Raw genomic sequence first — 20226 nt, forward strand, 5'->3', positions numbered from 1 at the left:
GACCCGTCTCAGGAATGAATAGCACCACTCGAATATCTCAATCATCGCCGAAGGTTCATGCATGGCACCGTTGAATAATGTGGACGCTTCCCGCTCTCTCGATGCGTTTCGAGGCGTGTTCTGGTCCGCGCTCAACATCGCGGTCCCGACCGCGGTGAGCCTGCTTGTCTTCATCGTGACTTCGAGGCTGCTGAAGCCGGCCGATTTCGGCGTCGTCGCGCTCGCCGCGACGATCGCCGCCGCGGCGGCGATACTCGTGCCGAGCGGCTTTGGCGACGCGCTCGTTCAGAGCATGCAAAAGGATTCGCTGCATCTCAGCAGTGTCTTCTGGTTGTGCGCCGTATCCGGCGCTATAGCCTATGTGCTTTTAATCGCACTTGCCGGACTCATCGCCAGGTTGTCCGGAGCGCCGCTACTCGCGCAACTCATTCCCGTACTGGGACTTCGGGTCATCGTCGATGCCGTGGGTATTGTGCCGACGGCACTGCTTACCCAAACACTGTCCTTTCGCCTGATTGCGACCCGCACTGCGTTGGCGAGCATCGTCGCGGCGGCAATTTCGATCGCACTGGTTCTGAAGGGATTCGGTATCTGGGCATTGGCGATGTCACTGCTCGCAACCTCCGTCGTATCGGTCGTGGCGACGTTCTGGACTGCGCGTTGGCGCCCCGAACTCGTATTCAGCACCGCGGCCCTGCGCGATCTGACTAACTATGGCTTATACGCGTCCGGCACTAAAACGCTCCTGTTCTTGTGGAATCAAGCGGATCAGATCATCGTGGGCTTTGTGTTGGGCGCGGCTCAACTCGGGATATACAATTTTTCGCGGCGCATTTTTTTGATCATCAATGACGTGTCAAGCGGTGCCCTCGGCGCCGTCGCACATCCGTTCTTCTCCGGGATGCAGAATGACATCGCACGGGTGCGGGAAGGGTTCGTGTCGGCGACGTTTCTTACCAGCATTTTCGCTTTCCCGGTCTTTATTGGGCTCGCATCCGTAGCGGATAGAGCCATCCCCTTGATATTCGGCCCGCAGTGGGCTGGAGCCTTGTGGCCTATCCGTATTCTATGTGTTCTCGGCATCATCACTTGCATTGGCACTCTGCAAGCCGGGCTAATCAATAGCCTTGGGAAAGCCAAATGGTGGTTTTACTATCAACTCTTCACCGGCCTCGTCAACATACCGATCTTTTTTCTATTGGCGCCGCGAGGCATTTCGTTGATGTTGATCGTGCTTGTCGCAAAGACGTATCTGTTCTGGCCCGCGCCAGTCGTCATGACATTGCGCTTGCTGCGACTGTCGGCGAGTCGGTACCTGGGGCAGTTTCTCGCGCCGCTTCTCGCGTCCTGCGCAATGGCCGGGGTCATTCTCGGCAGCCGGGCATTGTTACCGCCCATGAGTCCCGGTCTGGAACTGATTGCCGATCTAACGATCGGTGCAGCCTCTTATGGACTGGTCCTTGTCGCTATCGCAAAGAAACGGCTGTCGAGCTTATGGGGAATGTTCGAAACATTGCGACGCAAGCGCAGGAAAATTCATGTCGATGCCGGCGCGCCGGGCTGATCTGGCCTTTGTCGGCCAACTCGAACGATGCTCATAAAGATTCAACGCTCGCTGCGCCTGGCCGGCAGGAACCCGCTAGATAAATCGGTTCCTGTTTTTCGGGTCAGCCCGCATCGCATCGAATAAGGCAAGCCCCACCGCAAAGGTGATTGATCCGAGTATCACCACGGCGAGCAACGGCGCCAGAGCTGCATTGATCACATATCGTTTGGCCATGATTTGTTGCCTACATACTGTCAGGTTATATGCGCTCGACCGGACGCCCCCAATTCACGAGCAGGGTAATGGGCGTTCCGCGTTCCATCTGTGCGATAGCGTGCACATTGCCGTGAATCCTCGCCAGCATGCCGCTAGTGAACGAACAGAACCACCAAGTTTATAGTCGATTGGAGAATTGATGATTCAGACCACGAACCGCGCCCGCTTCGTCGGTGTCGATTTCATGTCCGACCGGAGCGATACACGGGAAGGAGCGATGCCGTGTAATGGCCGTTGCATTCCCAGCCTGAACCGGCTCAAGACTCACTCCGCGCAACGCGCGTAAAGGCACGGCAATGGCGCGCAAAGGCATTATTCTCGCGGGCGGTTCGGGCACCCGCCTGTATCCGATCACGCATGTCGTCTCCAAGCAGCTGCTGCCGGTGTACGACAAGCCGATGATCTACTACCCGCTGTCCACGCTGATGGTGGCGGGCATCCGCGACGTGCTGATCATCTCCACGCCGCAGGACACGCCGCGCTTCGAGGCGATGCTCGGCGACGGCGGCCAGTGGGGCATGAACATCCAGTACGCGGTGCAGCCGTCGCCGGATGGGCTCGCGCAGGCGTTCATCATCGGTCGCGAGTTCGTGAACAACGATCCGTCCGCGCTGATTCTCGGCGACAACATCTTCTACGGCCACGACCTCGCGAAGCAGCTCGAGCGCGCCGACGAACAGCCCGATGGCGCGACCGTGTTCGCGTATCACGTGCAGGATCCGGAGCGCTACGGCGTGGTCGAATTCGACAAGCAGTTCCGTGCGTTGTCGATCGAGGAAAAGCCGCTCAAGCCGCGTTCGAACTACGCGGTCACGGGACTGTACTTCTACGACAAGCAGGTCTGCGACATCGCCGCCGACATCAAGCCGTCGCCGCGCGGCGAACTCGAAATCACCGACGTGAACTCGCGCTACCTCGCGAACGCGGCGCTGAACGTCGAGATCATGGGCCGCGGCTATGCATGGCTCGACACCGGCACGCACGATTCGCTGATCGAGGCGGCGACCTTCATCGCGACGCTGCAGAAGCGTCAGGGTCTCGTGGTCGCGTGTCCGGAAGAGATCGCGTACCGGCGCCAGTGGATCGATGGCGAGCAGTTGCTCGCGCTCGCCAAGCCGCTCGCGAAGAATGCCTACGGGCAATACCTGCAAAACATTCTTACCGATCACGTCGCATGGCCATCCAGATGACTGCGATCGTTTTACGTTGAAAGGAGTGGTCGCGTAATGTGACGGCCGACGTTGAGCAATTGCTTAACGTCGGTCTTCGAATGGAGGGATGGTTGGGCCAGCGATAAAGACATCGACCAGCGCTTACTTAGGCGGCTAGTGCGCTTACCATGTTCTGCGCGCGTGCATTTGCCGAGAAAGCTCGCAGTGCGATTGAATTGAATGTATGAAACGAAGGGATGCAGTCAGTTGAACTGGAATTACCCGATGCCCCGCATCATCGTCCGTACTGTGCGCCCAGCACCTCCCCCAACCCCGCCTGCGGCCGCGCCAGCAACGCCCCTTGCGCCAGCGCTTCCGGCCACCTTTGCAGCCACTGCAATTGCTCCTGGGTATCGATGCCATTCACGACCACCCGCACCCCAAGTGCACGCAGCAAATCCATCATCGCTGCCATCACCACACCGGCCCGTTCGTCACGCGGCACCGCGCTCATCAACTCTCGCGCGACGGTAATCGTGTCCACATCAAGCGCACCCAGCAACGCAAGCGACGACGCCCCATTGCCCCACTTGCCGAGCGCTACACCTACCCCCGCCTCACGGAGCCCTTCCGTCATCGTGCGCAACGACAGCAGCTTCGCCGCTTCCGCGCTATCAGCCACTTCGATTTCAAACAGATGCGACGGCACGCCATATACCTGCGCGGCGCGCGCAAGGTCGTCGGCAAACGAATCGAGCAACGCAATCTGCGCCGGCACCGTGATCGCAATCGGCTGCAACGGCAACTGTGCGGCCACGCAATCGCGCAACTCGCGGCATACGCGATCGACGACGAATGCCGCCATTTCCTCGGCTACCTGCGGATGTTCGAGCGGCATCATGAAGATGCCCGGCAGCAACAGGCCGTATTCCGGATGCGTCCAGCGAAGCTGTGCTTCAAGACGCGCCAGCGTGCCGTCCGCCACGCGATACGCACCCTGAAACACGAGATGAAACTCGCCCGCGCGCAAACCTTCGCAAACGCGGGTCTCCAGCTCGCTGAGTCGTACAGGGGTGTCGTCGATACCGCTCGCATCGTTCTGCGCGATGGCGGTCAGGCGCGCGGTCATCGTGCGCGCAAGCGCAGCATGTTTCGCATAGTCGAGCGTGTGCATGGCGGATACGTCTTTTCGTGTAAACGCGCGAGAGCACGCAAAAGCCATGCCAAATGTAATGTAGCTTTATCGATGATTTGCAAAAAATCGACAAAATCCTTTCCTGACAAGGACTTCGACTCGAATTACCACTCTCCGATTAAATTCAGAACGCATCGCAAAACGTTTGCGTTACGTCTCACGTTACGCGATGTCACCCGTGACGTAGCGTCGTAGCGAATGCGCATACAAAATCGGGAAGATCGCGAAAGTCGGGATACATAAAATTGCGCGCCAAATGATTTGACCGGCTCCAAAAGTTTATCTAGTATCCGCTGCGACGCAACATTGACCAGCGACTGCGAATTTCCCTTAAATTCATTCAAGACAGCCGATGCTAGAAATCCCGCTCTCCGACGCCGATTGGGCTCGCGTCGAGGGTCTGTTTCCCGAGCTTCCTCCATCCACGCGCGGGCGCCCACGCCGCAGCGACCGCGACATTCTCAATGCCATTCTGTGGCTGCAGCAGCATAAAGAAAAATGGCATCGGCTCCCCGCCACGTTTCCGCCGCAACAGACCTGCTATCTGCGCTATATGGCGTGGAACAAGGCAGGTATTCTGAAGCGCGTGAATGAGCTACTGAACGTCGATCAATTCGATGTTTAAATTCATCGATTTAAACAAAGCCATTTAGTCGGGATATCCCATCGAAGGAAAATTTCTTCATATCGCGAACCGTGGCTCATGCGCAGGTTCGCTTCCTCGCCGTCGGAACACGCAGAAATTCTTATCGAAATCTTAAGAACCTGATCTGCCTTGAGACCCTTTCATGCAAACCTTAACAACCCCTTAAGGCCCATGAAATAAAGAGGAAATATAGTTCTCAAGCACTGTTGAACAACGCCGATAGACAGAACGCAGTACCCCTTTTCTTACCAGGAGAGATCAATGTCTATTCAGGCAATAAGTCAAAACACCACGAGCACAATGGGCTCGACAGCCGCATCAGGCTCAGCGGCGACAGCGGCGGCGCCCACATCCAGCACGAGCACTTCGGCTAAGGCACAATCGACGGCGAGTCCCGCGGGATCGTCGTACACGGTCAGTATTAGCAGTGCCGCACGCGCGATGTTGGCTGAGGCGAGCGAGACATCGGTACAGACCGCGCAGGAGGCGGCAAAGGGTGACCACCAGGCTCAGCGCCTGCTCGCCAGGGAAACCGCAGCCAAGGCTGCTTAAGCACGCAAAAAAAGCCGCCGCGCGAAATCGCGCGGCGGCTTTTTCAGCACGGAACGGTTCGAGCGGCAAGACCAGTGGCTTTCGGCAAATCAAACGACCGGCTCGTGACACCGACAATCGTTCAGAGACTCAGCCAACCAATCTATTACACGCTGCCCAGCACTCAGAACCGCGTACGAATACCCGTCGTCAACTCCAACTGGTTCTTCGCGCCGTAGGTTGTCGCAACGACGTAGCCGTTGTGCAGCTTCATATAATCGCCTGCCACGTATAGTTCGGTGCGCCTCGACAGGTGGTAAAACATCGACGCGTACAGGGTCTCCTTATACCCGCTTGCCGTACCGCCATCGGGATTGAACGCGAGGTTCGCGTTCGCGGTGCCGCCGTTGTCGTCGAACGCGGCGTTCGATGCATGCATTTGCTGGTAGCCGATCGCGTAATCGAACGGGCCCTTCGGCGACAGTTTGAGCGACACGGTCCACGCATTGTCATGACGCTGACCCAGCGCACCCTGATCGCCCGAGTAGTGGAAATAGCCGGCATTCACACGAACGATGCTGTACGTGTAGTTACCGCCAATCGAATAGGATTTGTTCGTGAAGCCGTTGTTGTTCACGTGGTTGAAGAACGCGGAAACGTTGAACGGTCCGCCGTTATAGCCGAGAGCACCGGTATAGGTCGCGTCGGTACCGAAGCTCGTGTGATTGCCGAATGCGTAACCCGCCGCGGCGAATACGCCATTCGTGAAGAGCTTCTTCCACACGACGCCGTTTTCATAACGCGTGCCGGTCGCGCTGCCCGCGTAGAAAATCAGCTGTTTGAAGTTGTTGGTGTTGGTCCAACCACCTTCTTCGGTCGTCAATGCGGCACTGCCGTATGGGTCGCCGTAAATCGCGGAAGCATCGCGCGCCACGGTATTCTGGAAGCCGGCTGTGATTTTACCGAACGTATCGCTTTCGACACCCACCCACGCGTCGCGGTCGAAGAGCTGACCCGGGTCTTCCATGCCGCCGTCGCTCACGCGATATTCCGCTTCGAGCCGGAAGATCGCCTTCAGGCCGCCGCCGAGATCTTCGGCGCCTTTCATGCCGAAGCGGCTACCGCTGAACCAGGGCTCGCCGTTAATCCCCATCGAAATGACGTGCTTGCCGTCCGCATTCGCGTTGGTCTGGTAAGACACCGCGCTCAGATCCATCAAGCCGTAAAGCTGCACGCTCGACTGCGCATGAACGCTGCTCATCGCCAAAGCACTGCTACCCGCCACAAGCAACAACCTGGTTTTTTTCTCCATCTTCTCCTCCGCTACCGCTGTGTTGAATTGATCCGACTTCCGCTTCCACGACGAAGCCAAGAATAGTCAGCACAACCCTTCACGCCTCTTTCGCGGGAGAGCGATGGGGCTCGGTGAAAACACTAGAACGATGCGGTATTGACAACAGAAGACGAGTAGATGGAGGCGGCTTTTATCGCACTGTCATTTCAGCTCGCGGCAAAGGCTTCGCGCGGCTCTTCCTCGCGCAGAATGTAGCCCAGTCCGCGCAGCGTCATGATCTTCGCGCTCGATGCCGCGAGATGCTTGCGCAGTCGATGAATATAGATGTCGATCGCGTCGGCGCTCTGTTCTTCGTCGAGCGTGAAGATCTTGTCCATTAGCGTCGCTTTCGAAACGGTCTTGCCCTGTCTCAGCATTAGCGTTTCGAGAATCGCGTGCTCGCGTCGACGCAACGGAAAGCGCTCGTTTTGCAGTTCGAATTCGCGCGAATCGAACAGATAGCGCAGATCGCCACATTCGATCGACTGTCCCTTGTCGCCCGCGGCCTGCCGGCGAATCAACGCCTTGATCCGCGCCACCAGTTCGCGTGCGTCGAAGGGCTTGACGACGTAATCGTCGGCGCCCGCCGAAAAGCACGCGACCTTGTCGTCGGTGGAACCGTTTGCGGTCAACATCAGTACCGGCACGTTGTCGCGCTTGCGCCGCAGGCGTGCCAGCACCTCCTTGCCGCTGATGCCCGGCAAGCGCAGATCGAGCAACACCGCGTCATAGCATTGCATGCCGAGCAGCGTTTCGGCACATTCGCCGTTCTGCGCCCAGTCGACGACGAATTGCTCGACCTGCATCAGATTCATCACCCAACGCGCGAGATCGGCGTCGTCTTCAACGAGCAGCAGTTTCATCGTTATCCTTTTCCTTCGCGGATCGCGTAGCAAATCGGCAAAAATCAGCCTGTACCGTTGCCGCTCCACAAACGCATCTCAACAGTAGCGACAAGGCCCGCGCCGCCCTCGTTCGACGCAAGCGACACCGTACCGCCCTGGCGCTGCGCAATTTCACGCACGATCGGCAAACCGAGGCCGGTCCCTTCGGCATGGCTCGACGCGCGATAGAACCGCTCGAACACGCGCTCGCGCGCCTCGCCCTCGATGCCCGGACCGTTATCGATCACGCGTACGATCGCCATCTCGCCACTCCGCTGTGTATGCACCGTGACGTGACCACCCGATTGGGTATAACGCAGCGCATTATCGACGAGATTGGTCACGAGTGCCGCGGTCAATGCTTCGTCCCCGGTCACGTATAAACCGTCTTCCAGCTCCGCGCCCAGATCGATTTCGCGCGACTGTGCATACGCGATCAATTCCTCCAACACACCCGCAATCAGCGCCCCCAGATCGATCCGCTCGCGCGCACTGAACGGTGTCGCCGACTCGGCCTGCGCGAGCAGCAACAGTTTGTTGGTCAGCGTGGTCAGCTTGCGGCTGCTCTTGTGCATACCCACGAGCGCCTCGGCAAGCGGCGCGTCTCGGCTATCGCGTTGTCGCGCGAATTGAATCTGTGCGACCAGCAGCGCGAGCGGTGTGCGCAACTGATGCGCGGCGTCGGAGATGAACTGCCGCTGCGTCGCGGCCTGCTGGCCCATCCGCGCAATGCACTGGTTGATCGCGTCGACGATCGGCCTCAATTCGACGTGCAAACGCGCAACGCGAATCGGTTCGAGCTGCGATGTGTTGCGATCCGCGACGTCGTCCTTCACCCTCATCAACGGCAATAGTTCGAATGTGAGGCCGAGATAGACGAACACCATCGCGAGTACCAGCGTCAGTACTTCGCCGGACAATTGCGGTCGCAGCAGACGCCACACCATCGCATCGCGCGATCCCTCCGTCTTCGCCACCGCGACGACGACTTCCTCGGTACGTCCTGAATCGTAAAGCTGCCGCACGTAGGCCACCGCGCGCGCCGCGCGACCGTCACTGAAATGCGTGGAATACAGCGTGGGACTTTCGCTCAGATGCGGTGGCAATGGCAAGTCGGGACTGCCGGCGAGAAGACGCTGGCCGCTTGCCTCGACGCGATAGAAAACGGTGTCCTGCTCCGGCGATTCGAACAGTTCGAGCGCGGCTGGCGGAATCTGGATCGACACCGAGCCGTTGTCCCAGTCGATATCCTCGCCGATGATTCTCATCGACGAAAGCAGTGCGTTGTCCTGCACCAGATCCGCTGTGGTCTGCGAGAACCGGTAGGAAATGACAACGGAAATGGAGACGAACACGGCCAGCGGCAACAACAGCCACCACAGCAAGCGCCCGCGCAAACTGCCGGAAAACACGATGCGTCAATCCTCTGCGGCTCGAAGCGACAAGCGCGCTCAGCGCACTTTCAAGGCTTCACGTCATTGACAAACTGATTGGTGAACGTACGCGACAGATCGATATGGCGCCCCTTCACCGCCGGATTGAAACCCGACAGCACCTTGAGCACCGTCTGCGGACCGTCCGCGGGCATCTTGCCGTCCACGGTGTACATCGGCAACGAAGCCTGCAGCGCACTGATATATAAAGCCCGGTCCTTGCCGACATCCTCTTTCGGCATCTGTGCGGCAATCTGCTCCGCGCTATGCGTATGCATGTAGCGCAGCGTTTTCACGAACGCGCGCGCGAGTTTCGCGGCCTCGTCCGAATGCGCGTCGAGCCACGTGGTTTGCACGTAAAAACTCGACGCGGGATAAGTACCGCCCAATGCGGCGCGCGTGCCGTCGACATTGCGCATGTCGACGAGTACTTTCGCATCGCCCGCCTTTAACAATTGAGTGACAGTCGGCTCGGTGGTCATGCCCGCCTGAATACGGCCCTGCCGCATCGCTGCGATAAAACTGCTGTCCGCGCCGACCGGTAGCAGCGTGTATTGCGTGGACGGCACGCCCGCGCGCTGCGCGAGGTATTGCGTGAGAAAGCTCGTCGACGAACCGAGCCCCGTCACGCCGAGCGTTTTACCGCGCACGTCGGCCATGCTGCGAATCGACTCCGCCGACTTCGCAGCGACCAGTTGCACTTCGCCGGGTACCTGGCTGAACACGACGATCGTCTTCACCTCCTTGCCGCGCGTCTGCAGATCGATCGTGTGATCGTAGAAGCCGACCACGCCCTGCACCGCGCCCGCGAGCATTTCGTTTTCGCCATCGATTCCGGTCGGCTGCGACAGCAGTTCGACGTCGAGCCCTTCCGCCGTGAAATAGCCAAGCTGTTCGGCAAGGCGCGCCGGCAAATAGATGAGCTTGTTAATACCACCCACCATGATCGCGAGTTTCTCCGGCGCGGCGGCCTGCGCGGGCGCGGTAAGCCGCGCGAACCCGCAGAACGCGAACGACGCCGCGACGGCCACGTAGACCGCGCGCGAAAAACGCGTCGAAGGAAGCTTCATGGTGGATGTCTCCGTGATTTTTTGTCTGGGCACCGCGCGGGTCGCCTGCCCGTGATTCTGAATGGGCGAACCCTTCCCGATGCTTTCACGGCATGCGAATTCGCGCGAACTACGGGTTAGTCCCGATCATTTCGGTACCGCGCGTGGAAACGTCACACCGATATCCACGCCCTTGCCGCCCTCGCCCGTCTTCAGCGCGATCTCGCCGTGATGTGCGTCCGCGATTTCACGCACGATCGCGAGCCCGAGGCCGGTTCCTTCCGTATCCGTCGAGGCGCGGAAAAACGGTTCGAACACGCGGCTGCGCGATTCGGCCGGAATGCCGGGGCCATTGTCGATCACGCTGACCGTAACCGTTCGGGCGTCGGCGGTGACGGCAACCGTGACGTGGCCGCCGCTGCCGGTGTAGCGAATCGCGTTCTCCGCGAGGTTCGCGATCAGCGCCTGCAACAGGCCGCGATGCCCATGCACGAACGCCGTGCCATGCAATTCGGCGCCGAGATCGATCTCGCGCGCCTGGGCGAGCAGCGCAAGATCTTCGACAACCTCCATCGCGAGCGGCACCAGATCGACGCTTTCCATCGCGGCTGCCGCGCTATCGGCGGCCTCGGCCTGAGCGAGCAGAAGCAGCTTGTTGGTGAGCCCGACCATCGAACGATTGCTTCGGTGCATCGCGGCCAGCGCTTCGTCGAGCGCGGGATTAAGGCCTTCCTGTTGCCGCGCGAATTGCAATTGCGTGCCGAGCAGCGTGAGCGGCGTACGCAATTGATGCGCGGCATCCGCGATAAAGCGGCGCTGCGCGGCGACCTGCACGCCGAGACGCGTAATGCACTGATTGATCGCATCGACGATCGGCCGCAACTCCGAATGCAGACGCTCGACGCGAATCGGTTCGAGCTGCATCGGATCGCGATCCTCCACCTCGTCCTTGACTTTCATCAACGGCCGCAATTCGAACGTGAGTCCGATGCACACCAGCGCGACCGCCAACGCGATCATCTCGAGTTGCCGCACGAGTTGCGGACGCCATAGTTGCCGCGTCATCGCATCGCGCGAGCGCACGGTCTTGCCGACCGTCACGCGTACGCGGCGCGTGACGCCGTTGTCATACATGAGCCGCACGATATCGACCGCGCGCACCTGCTCGCCGTGCAATTCCGTGTAGTACGAGTCCGGCACGTCGGGAGCCTGTGCGGGACGCGCCGGAAAATCGGGCGTACCGGCAAGCAGTCGACCATCGTCGACGCGCACGCTATAGAACACCTGGTCGCGATATGGCGACGCGAAGATTTCGAGCGCGGCTGGAGGGACATCGACGCGCAAAAAGCCGTCCATCCACTCGACCTCTCCCGCGATCATCCGCGCGGACGCGACCAGCTGATTGTCCTGCACGAGATTCGCGGTGCTGCGCGCGTTGTCATACTCGGTCTTGCCGGTCACGAACACGTACAGCGCCAGCGGCACCAGCAGCCACCACAGCAAACGTACGCGCAGGCTATTGGCCATCGTCACTGCTCGTCTTCTTTCTTGCGCAGCAGATAGCCGAGCCCGCGCAGCGTGACGATCGCCGCCGAGCTGCCGTCGAGTTTCTTGCGCAGACGCGAGATGTAGATCTCGACCGCGTCCTCGCTCGGTTCATCGGCCAGCGTGAAGATCGCATCGACCAGCGCCGGCTTCGTCACCGTCTTGCCGAGCCGCAGAATCAGCGCTTCGAGCACCGAACGTTCGCGCGGCGTGACGTTCAGCGGCGCCCCCTTCAGCGTGAACTGGCGCGTGTCGATATCGAACGACAGATCCCCGCAGACCACTTCGCCCGCCTTCGACGGCGACTGCCGGCGAATCGCTACCTTGATCCGTGCAATCAGTTCGCGCACCTCGAAAGGCTTGACGAGGTAATCGTCGGCGCCAGCGCCGAGCAGTTCGACTTTTTCGTCGATCGAACCGCTCGCCGTCAGGATCAGCACCGGCGTGGCATCGCCTCGCTGACGCAGCCGGCGCAGCACGTTCTTGCCGGAGAGCTTCGGCAGATTCAGGTCGAGCAGGATCACGTCGTAGTGATTGGTGCGCAACAGGCGGTCGGCTTCGTCGCCGTCCTGTACGGCATCGAGTGCGAAGGCTTCCTGCTCGAGCATCTTCGCGAGCCAATGCGCGAGCGTGGGGTTGTCTTCGATCAGCAGCAGCTTCATGGCGGCAACGGCAAAAAGTCAGGCCGTCGATTGTGCCTTAAAACAAGAGGGCTGCGCGCGTGCAATGTGGTTTGCCGCATACGTCCCCCCGCTTGTCGCTCGAACCCGGGAAATCCCGCAGCAGCGCCGCCAAAGTCTCGGGTTAACACCCATGTTTTGCGCCGAACCCAGAAAGCTTTCAGAAGGTTTCGCATTTCTATAATCGCCAGCACTTACCCAAAAACGCCGCACACCCTGCTCGCGGCGATCCAACCTAAGGAGACTGCCCCATGCGTACTTTGCGCCAGCTTGCCGTTGTATCGAGTGTTGCGTTCGCCCTTGCCGCCGCGTCGGCCGCCGCCCACGCGGAGAAGATCACGATCATGGTCGGCGGCGCCACCAAGATCATCTATCTGCCGGCAAAACTGACCGAGCAGCTCGGCTACTTCAAGGACGAAGGCCTCGACGTCGAGATCCTGTCGCAGCCGGCCGGCGTCGATGCGGAGAACGAACTGCTCGCGGGCGCGGTGCAAGGGGTGGTCGGCTTCTACGATCACACGATCGATCTGCAAAGCAAGGGCAAGGAAGTGCAGGCGCTCGTCGTGTTCGGCCAGGTGCCGGGCGAAGTCGAAATGGTCTCGACCAAGGCGGCCGACTCGCTGAAGAGCATGGCCGACGTCAAGGGCAAGACGCTGGGCGTGACCGGTCTCGGTTCGTCGACGAGCTTCCTCACGCAGTACCTCGCGCAACGCGCGGGCGTGCCGTCCACGCAATACACGATGCTGCCGGTCGGCGCGGACAACAGCTTTATCGTCGCGATCAAGCAAGGTCGCATCGACGCCGGCATGACCACCGAACCGACCGTGTCGCAACTGCTGAAAACCGGCGACGCGAAGGTGCTGGTCGACATGCGCAACGTCGAAGGCACGCGCGCGGTACTCGGCGGCACCTATCCGGCGTCGAGCTTCTACGTGCAGCGCGCATGGGCCGAAGCGCACAAGGACGAAGCGACCAAACTGTCGCACGCGTTCGCGAAGACGCTGAATTTCATGGCGACGCACAGCGCGGAAGATATCGCCGCGAAGATGCCTAAGGACTACTACGGTAACAACAAGGATCTGTACGTGGGCGCGCTGAAAGCATCGCTGCCGATGTTCACGAAGGACGGCAAGATGCCCGCCGACGGTCCGGACACGGTGCTGAAGGTGCTGTCGGCGTTCAATCCGTCGGTCAAGGGCAAGCATATCGATCTGGCCAAGACCTACACGAACGATTACGTCGCCGCGCCGGTCAAGACCGCGGCGAAGTAACGCTTCTTTCATATTCACAGAACTGCGAGGCACCCGTCGATGAATCAACCTATGTCACGCGAGACACCCGCGATCGAATTGCGCAACGTGTCGTGTCGTTTCATTTCCCCGGACGGCAAGGCCACGATCGCCTTGCGCGACTTCAGCATGTCGGTCGCACGCGGCGAGTTCGTCGCGGTGGTCGGCCCGACGGGCTGTGGCAAGTCCACCACGCTCAGCATGATTACCGGTCTGCTGCAACCGACCACCGGCGAAGTGCGCGTGATGGGCGCGCCGGTGGATGGCATCGACCCGCGCATCGGCTTCGTATTTCAGGCCGACGCGGTGTTTCCGTGGCGCTCGGTGCTCGACAACGTGGCGGCGGGTCCGCTGTATCGCGGCCGCTCGAAATCGGCCGCCTACGACGAAGCGAACGAATGGCTGCGCCGCGTGGGCCTCGAAAAGTTCGGCAAGCACTATCCGCATCAACTGTCCGGCGGCATGCGCAAGCGCGTCGCGCTTGCGCAGACCTTCATCAACAAGCCGGAAATCCTGCTGATGGACGAACCGTTCTCGGCACTCGACATGCAAACGCGCACGCTGATGCAGGACGAACTGCTGCAACTGTGGGGCGGCGCCGGCTCGGTAGTGTTCGTCACGCACGATCTCGAAGAAGCGATTGCGCTCGCCGACCGCGTGTTCGTGCTGACCGCGCGCCCCGCGACGCTGAAGAAGGTGTACGAAATCGATCTGCCGCGTCCGCGCGTCACGTCGGAGATCCGCTACGACCCGCGCTTCATCGAAATTTCGCGCGATATCTGGCATGACCTGCGCGAAGAAGTGCAGATCGGTTAATCAAGGAACGGCAAACATGTCTACTCCCGCTCAACAGATGATGCCTACGGGCATCGACGCCGCGTCGCTCGCCCACGTCGAGCGCATCGCGCAACAGAAGATTCGTCAACGTCAGGCGCTGGTCATTTCTCTGCGCATTCTGATACTCGTGGTCGTGCTCGGCGGCTGGGAACTGTCCGCGCGGCTCAAGTGGATCGACCCGTTCTTCTTCTCGATGCCGAGCGCGATTTTCGAGCAGATCGTCGACTGGTTCGTGAACGGTACATCGCAAGGCCCGCTGCTCACGCAAGTGTGGGTCACGCTGGAAGAAACCGGACTGGGCTTCATCATCGGCTCGATAGCCGGGATTTTCTGCGGCATCGTGCTCGGTCGCAACAAACTGCTGGCGGACGTATTCAGTGTCTATATCAAGGTCGCCAATTCGATTCCGCGCGTCGTGCTCGGCTCGGTGTTCGTGATCGCGCTCGGCCTCGGCATGGCGTCGAAAGTTGCGCTCGCGGTGGTGATGGTGTTCTTCGTCGTGTTCGCGAATGCGTTCCAGGGTGTGCGCGAAGCGGACCGCTACATGATCGCGAATGCACAGATCCTCGGCGCGTCGCGCCGCCAGGTGACGACCTCGGTCGTGATTCCGTCCGCGCTCAGCTGGATTCTCGCAAGCTTGCACGTGAGCTTCGGCTTCGCGCTGGTCGGCGCGGTGGTCGGCGAGTTTCTCGGTTCGAAGCAGGGTATCGGTTTGCTGATTTCGACCGCGCAGGGCGCGTTCAATGCGAGCGGAGTGTTCGCGGCGATGATCGTGCTGGCGGTGGTGGCATTGGCAGCCGACTATCTGTTGACCGCGGTCGAGAATCGCCTGTTGAAATGGCGGCCGAGTTCGGTTTGAGGATGTCCGCTATCGCTTTGTTTTCCGTGTCGTTTAGTCTGGATTTCGTATAGTTCGACCTCGCACCAGCAATACGCGTCGTTAAAGCCGCTCAGTTTTTAACTGAGCGGCTTTTCTATTTCCGGAAGCACGCCTAGCTTTTTTCAGCCTGCTTTTTAAGCCACTTTTGCGCTCGCTGTCTCCCCGCAACAAACGGTTGTCCCTTACACGTTGGACAGCGCGCAACACTTCTTTCTTTCAAGCCGCTCACTCCCAGCCAACATCCCGCTACCACCGCGTGTCGCGCCCGATGGCACGCTCGATGCATTATCCCCGCGCAAGTCGGGCAGTTCCCAACATCGAGCGGATCGAGGCGAGGTGAGTCATGTCGAGCGAACACAGTCAACGTTGGCCAGCGAGCGGGCATGGTAGCCCGTCTCGACGCAGTCACTTGCGCGAATTCCTTCAGCGTGGATTGCGCGCCATCGGCTTCGTCGGCCGCGGACCCAAGCAACTGTGGCCGTACGTGTTGCCGTGGATGGTCGGAATACTCGCGATCGGTTTGTTCTGCCTCGTCGTGCGCGACGTATTCACCCGCCAGTTACGGGTACCGCCGGTCGAAGCGCCGCAAACGCTGAGCGAACGCGGCTATACCTCCAGCTTCATCGCCGAGCGGATCATGTCGACGATGAAGGAAATCGGACAGGATGCCGAATCGATTCCTCACGATACGGTCACCGACAACGACGCGCAACCGGATATCCAGATTCCGGGGCAGGAGATGTCGTACGCGTCGACCGTGCGGTTCATCAAAAGCGTGATGCATCGCACCGACGTGATCGTGCACGTCGGCATCACGAAGACCAACGACGGACTGGACTCGTACGTCGCGCACGTGCAGATAGAAGGCGGCCCGTTCGACAGCCACCAAAGCACCGTATCGTTCGAAGGACGTGACCTCGAAGACTTCGTGCACGCAATAGCGGTCAAGGCAATGCGACTCGCCGAGCCGAACATCCTCGCGAGTCACCTGTTCACGCAAGTTCGAAAGTCCCGATGCTCGTTCGAACAGTGCGACTATCGCGAGATCTTCGGCATCTATGAAGATGTGCTCAAACTGCCTGCATCCGAGCAAGGCGAATGGGCGATCGCGGGCAAAGCATGGCTGTTCATCAATCAGAAACTGTGGAAAGATGCCGAGCGGCAGATTCGTGACGCGCTGGACGTGTACACGGATTCGGCAGTGCTGCGCGCAAGCCTCGGCATCGTGCTCGAACAGCAGAACCACATCGACGCCGCGCTCGCGGTATTGCGTGAAGGCGCCAGGGAAAAGTCGCACACCGCCGAAAACCTGCGACTGCTTGGCGACGTGTTGCTGCACGCGCATCGATACGGAGAAGCGATCGAAGCGTTCCGGCGCGCCGCGGAGAAATCCGAATCCGTCGACACGCTGCACGACTGGGGTGAAGCGCTTGCCAGCATCGGCCACTACGACGAAGCGATCAAGCATCTGTCGGCCGCCGTCAAGCTGCGCCCCGATCATGCGCCGTCGTATGTCGAATGGGGCCGCGCGCTCGAACATAAAGGCGATTTACACGCCGCCTCACTGAAATATGCACAGGCATTGCAGCTCGACCCCAGCACGCTGTCGGCACGCGAAAACGAACTGGCGCACTTCGCCAATGCGGTTCAGGACGCAGGCGACACGCCTACACCGAGGCCCGGCGATCAAGCCAGACCCGTTCCGAATCCATCGGCGGCATCTCCGCTGCGGGCATCGCTCGATGCAACGCACGACGCCGGAGGAAGTGCGATGCACGCGCTCTGAGCCGAATGCATTCGCGATTTGAGTCGTGCACACAGCCGAAGAGGAGACAGTTCGATGGACAGCTTCGAAGACGCATTCAAAGCCCTGATCGGAAATGAAGGCGGTTACAGCTTCAATCCCGCCGATCCCGGCGGCGAAACGATGTGGGGTGTGACCGCGCGCGTCGCGCGCAACGAGGGTTATAGCGGCCCGATGAAAGATCTGCCGCTCGACACCGCGCATCAGATCGCCAAACGCAGGTACTGGGATCCGCTGCATCTCGACGAACTCGATCCGCGCGTGGCCTTCCAGATTTTCGACGCGAACTACAACGGCGGCCTCGTCGTGCTGTGGATGCAGAAGGCGTCCGGCGCGAAGGAAGACGGCAAGTTCGGCCCGGATACGCTGAACGCGGTCAAGAGCGTGGACCCGATGAAGTTCGTGATGCGCTTCGCCGCGTATCGTCTGCGCTATCTGCGCAACCTGCATGCATGGCCGAGTTTCAGCCGCGGCTGGACCGAACGGATGGCATCCAATCTTCTTCTGGGAGCGGCATGATGGACTGGTCTAAAGTAGCGACGAACATCGGTAGCACCGCCCCGCTTCTCGCCGAGCTCGTGGGTGGTCCGGTCGGCCTTGGCGTGACAGCAGCAGCCGCGATCATCTCGCACACGCTCGGCACGCCTAGCGATCCTGCCTTCGTGGAACCGGCGTTGAACGACCCCGGCGCGCTCGAAAAGATCCGCCAGGCGGAAAGCGCCAACTCGCTACAGTTGCAGCAGTTGATGGTGAGCGCCGCGCAATCGAGCCTCGCGCACGACAGCGACATGGCTCGCATCGCCGCCGGCGATCGCGCCAACGCACGCGCGATGGGCGTCACCAATCGCGACTGGGTGCCGAAAGTACTCGCGATGGCGGTAACCACCGGCTTCTTCGGCATTCTGCTGCTGATGGCATTTCAGTCCTTGCCGCCCGCCAACAAGGATCTCGTCAACGTGGTGGTCGGTGCGTTGGGGACCGCGTGGATCAGCATCATCAGCTACTACTTCGGCACGTCGGTCGGCTCGATGCGCAAGACCGAGTTGCTCGCCCAGCCGAGTGTGCCGATCACCACGAATAGCGCGCTGACGCTGCGCGAGCCGGCACCGCCATCGGGGCCGCCCGCATCCGGGGCGCCGGCTGCGTCATCGGGCGATACGTTTCAGTCGTTCGCACCGGGCGCGCAGGGTCCGATCTTTTCGGGCAGTTGAGCGAATGCTTCGTTAAGCGAAACAGGCACGCGACGCCATACCTCGGTGTCGCGTGCCGTTTCGCTTCTTACGAAGACTCTTTCGCGAGCCCGCCTTTTGCACTAAGTTGGCAACGCCGTGTCCAGTAGCAGTAGACCTACGGAATCCATCCACTAGCGGAGCGACGAAGATGAGCGACGTCGAGCAGAACACGCAAGAAGATCCAATCAAACACGTCGTACTGCTGCTGATGGAAAATCACTCGTTCGACCAGATGCTCGGCTGCCTCGACGTCGTGCATAAGGATCTGGACGGCGTGCGCAACGCGGCCGGCAAATCGAACACCGATGGCCAAGGCCACACATTCTCCCCGCGCGAAACGCGCGAGCGGCAAATGAAGCACGATCCCAATCACGAGCACAAGGCCGTGATGGCGCAGATTGCCGACAACAATAGCGGCTTCGTGCGCTCGTTCGTCAACGACTATCCGCACAGCAGCATCGCCGCGCGGCAGGACGTGATGGGCTATTACCCCTACGGCTTTCTTCCGGCATTGCATACGCTGGGCGCGCAATTCACCGTCTGCGACCAGTGGTTCTCGTCGTTGCCGGGACCGACCTGGCCGAACCGCTTTTTCGCGCTGACGGGGACGTCGAAAGGCCAGGTGGACATGCCGTCCGGACTCGATGCGCTCAGTCCGCACTGGTACACCGAACAGGACCAGGACACGATTTTCGACCGGTTGAATAATGCGCGGGAAAAGAAAACCTGGAAGGTCTATTTCTACGACTTCCCCGCGTCGCTGCTATTGAAGAACCAGCGTCGCGCGGAGAATCTCGCGAACTATCATCTATTCGACACGTTCTTTCGGGACGCTGCGGGCTCCGCTGCTGAATTCCCGAACTTCGTGCTGATCGAGCCGAAGTACTTCGGCGAAGCGCAGAACGACGATCATCCGCCGCACAACATCATGAAGGCAGAAAAGCTGATTGCGGACACCTACAATGCGCTGCGCTCGAATCAGGCGCTGTGGGAAAGCACATTATTAGTGATCCTTTACGATGAACACGGCGGCTTCTACGATCATGTGTCGCCACCGGCGAACGCGGACGCACCGGACGACCACACCACGAGCTTCGATTTCAAACGGCTCGGCGTGCGCGTGCCCGCGCTGCTGGTGTCGCCATGGTGCGAACCCGGCGTATGCAAGGAGCAATTCGATCATTGCAGCCTCTTGAAGTACCTGTGCGACAAGTGGCAACTCGGGCCGCTCGGCGCGCGCACCCAGGCCGCAACCGATATCCGTGTGGCGCTTCGGCACCGTGGCACCGCGCGTACCGACACACCGGCATTTATCCGCGTGACGAATCAGTCGCTGATTGCCGAGCACACCGAGCTGGAGCGCAAATCATCGAACGGCAATCAGTACGGCCTCCATCATTTCGCCGATCATCTGCACGCCGAACTGGACCAGCTTGCCGCGAAAGCCGTCGATGCCGCCACGCAACTCGCGCGCACCAGCAATGCGTGGGTGCGCTTCAAGAGCGCGCTGGGTTCGCAGGTGATGCGCTTTGGCCAGTGGCTCAGTCAGGACTTCTACGACGCGAAGGATCAGCGCGATGGGCGGACGGCTCAGGCGTTCACGCGCCTCAGGCAATCGGTCGATCCGACCTCGGAGCCGGTCGGCAACGATGCCAACGCAACGATCTCCGGCGCCCATCCGCCTTCACCGGATTAATCCCGCCGCCACTGTTCCGCGCTCCATCCAATAAAAAGTACCAGATCACCTGAGCTACCGCGTACGGCCCCCTGACAGCCGCGTTTTAACTAGGCATTAACCCTTATAGTTCCCCGTCTTTATCTCAAATTCAGCAACAAACATTACCCGAATAGATACTTACTCTATCCAGTTATCAAATTTACAATGCAATCACTGACTACGAACAAGCAAGTTCGC

Annotated in this window: 18 protein-coding genes; 10 read left to right on the plus strand and 8 right to left on the minus strand. The window is 60.1% G+C overall.

Annotation, left to right across the window (positions count from 1 at the left end):
• The first annotated feature begins 61 nt into the window (after positions 1-61).
• On the plus strand, positions 62-1564 hold the full coding sequence (locus HHL14_RS16530; protein ID WP_169498691.1) for a lipopolysaccharide biosynthesis protein: 1503 nt from the start codon (positions 62-64) through the stop codon (positions 1562-1564).
• Between the two features lie 75 nt (positions 1565-1639).
• On the opposite strand, the gene HHL14_RS16535 is transcribed toward HHL14_RS16530, so the two are convergent.
• Positions 1640-1780, minus strand: a complete 141-nt coding sequence (locus HHL14_RS16535) for a hypothetical protein (RefSeq protein ID WP_169498692.1) — start codon at positions 1778-1780, stop codon at positions 1640-1642.
• Between the two features lie 338 nt (positions 1781-2118).
• Between HHL14_RS16535 and rfbA the strand changes: the two genes are divergently transcribed.
• Positions 2119-3012 carry a glucose-1-phosphate thymidylyltransferase RfbA gene (rfbA, locus tag HHL14_RS16545; protein ID WP_169498694.1) on the plus strand — a complete coding sequence of 298 codons (894 nt, stop codon included), beginning with the start codon at positions 2119-2121 and terminating at the stop codon, positions 3010-3012.
• A gap of 256 nt (positions 3013-3268) precedes the next feature.
• On the opposite strand, the gene HHL14_RS16550 is transcribed toward rfbA, so the two are convergent.
• On the minus strand, positions 3269-4147 hold the full coding sequence (locus HHL14_RS16550) for an EAL domain-containing protein (protein ID WP_230413076.1): 879 nt from the start codon (positions 4145-4147) through the stop codon (positions 3269-3271).
• A 373-nt stretch (positions 4148-4520) separates the two neighbouring features.
• Here HHL14_RS16550 and HHL14_RS16555 point away from each other — a divergent pair, with 373 nt between their 5' ends.
• Entirely contained in the window at positions 4521-4793 is a 273-nt protein-coding gene (locus HHL14_RS16555) for a transposase (protein WP_169498696.1), read from the plus strand.
• 736 nt (positions 4794-5529) lie between these two features.
• Here HHL14_RS16555 and HHL14_RS16560 read toward each other — a convergent pair.
• The 6 genes from HHL14_RS16560 to HHL14_RS16585 all read right to left on the minus strand — a co-directional run bounded on the left by HHL14_RS16560 (position 5530) and on the right by HHL14_RS16585 (position 12251).
• Positions 5530-6657 (minus strand): porin, encoded by a 1128-nt coding sequence (locus tag HHL14_RS16560; protein WP_169498697.1) that lies wholly within the window; start codon positions 6655-6657, stop codon positions 5530-5532.
• Between the two features lie 188 nt (positions 6658-6845).
• Positions 6846-7541, minus strand: coding sequence for a response regulator transcription factor (locus tag HHL14_RS16565; protein ID WP_169498698.1), 696 nt, complete (start codon positions 7539-7541; stop codon positions 6846-6848).
• A 44-nt stretch (positions 7542-7585) separates the two neighbouring features.
• On the minus strand, positions 7586-8974 hold the full coding sequence (locus HHL14_RS16570) for a sensor histidine kinase (protein WP_169498699.1): 1389 nt from the start codon (positions 8972-8974) through the stop codon (positions 7586-7588).
• A 50-nt stretch (positions 8975-9024) separates the two neighbouring features.
• Complete coding sequence (locus HHL14_RS16575; RefSeq protein WP_169498700.1) at positions 9025-10065, minus strand: ABC transporter substrate-binding protein; 1041 nt, start codon at positions 10063-10065, stop codon at positions 9025-9027.
• Between the two features lie 126 nt (positions 10066-10191).
• Positions 10192-11571: a sensor histidine kinase gene (locus HHL14_RS16580; RefSeq protein WP_169498841.1), complete on the minus strand. Its 1380-nt coding sequence runs from the start codon at positions 11569-11571 to the stop codon at positions 10192-10194.
• Between the two features lie 2 nt (positions 11572-11573).
• Positions 11574-12251: a response regulator gene (locus HHL14_RS16585; protein ID WP_169498701.1), complete on the minus strand. Its 678-nt coding sequence runs from the start codon at positions 12249-12251 to the stop codon at positions 11574-11576.
• 269 nt (positions 12252-12520) lie between these two features.
• Between HHL14_RS16585 and HHL14_RS16590 the strand changes: the two genes are divergently transcribed.
• The 7 genes from HHL14_RS16590 (at position 12521) to HHL14_RS16620 (ending at position 20007) form a co-directional block, all read left to right on the plus strand.
• Positions 12521-13540 (plus strand): ABC transporter substrate-binding protein, encoded by a 1020-nt coding sequence (locus HHL14_RS16590; protein ID WP_169498702.1) that lies wholly within the window; start codon positions 12521-12523, stop codon positions 13538-13540.
• Positions 13541-13579: 39 nt separating this feature from the next.
• Positions 13580-14374, plus strand: a complete 795-nt coding sequence (locus tag HHL14_RS16595; protein WP_169498703.1) for an ABC transporter ATP-binding protein — start codon at positions 13580-13582, stop codon at positions 14372-14374.
• 16 nt (positions 14375-14390) lie between these two features.
• On the plus strand, positions 14391-15254 hold the full coding sequence (locus HHL14_RS16600; RefSeq protein WP_169498704.1) for an ABC transporter permease: 864 nt from the start codon (positions 14391-14393) through the stop codon (positions 15252-15254).
• A 364-nt stretch (positions 15255-15618) separates the two neighbouring features.
• On the plus strand, positions 15619-17061 hold the full coding sequence (locus HHL14_RS16605; RefSeq protein WP_169498705.1) for a tetratricopeptide repeat protein: 1443 nt from the start codon (positions 15619-15621) through the stop codon (positions 17059-17061).
• A 54-nt stretch (positions 17062-17115) separates the two neighbouring features.
• Positions 17116-17598 (plus strand): glycoside hydrolase family 108 protein, encoded by a 483-nt coding sequence (locus HHL14_RS16610; protein WP_169498706.1) that lies wholly within the window; start codon positions 17116-17118, stop codon positions 17596-17598.
• A complete protein-coding gene (locus tag HHL14_RS16615) occupies positions 17598-18290 on the plus strand; it encodes a hypothetical protein (protein WP_169498842.1) in 693 nt (230 codons plus the stop codon). Before HHL14_RS16610 ends, HHL14_RS16615 begins: the two co-directional genes overlap by 1 nt.
• A 169-nt stretch (positions 18291-18459) precedes the next feature.
• Positions 18460-20007 carry an alkaline phosphatase family protein gene (locus HHL14_RS16620; protein WP_169498707.1) on the plus strand — a complete coding sequence of 516 codons (1548 nt, stop codon included), beginning with the start codon at positions 18460-18462 and terminating at the stop codon, positions 20005-20007.
• Positions 20008-20226 lie beyond the last annotated feature (219 nt).

Source organism: Paraburkholderia antibiotica, assembly GCF_012927125.1.
Lineage (GTDB): Bacteria > Pseudomonadota > Gammaproteobacteria > Burkholderiales > Burkholderiaceae > Paraburkholderia > Paraburkholderia antibiotica.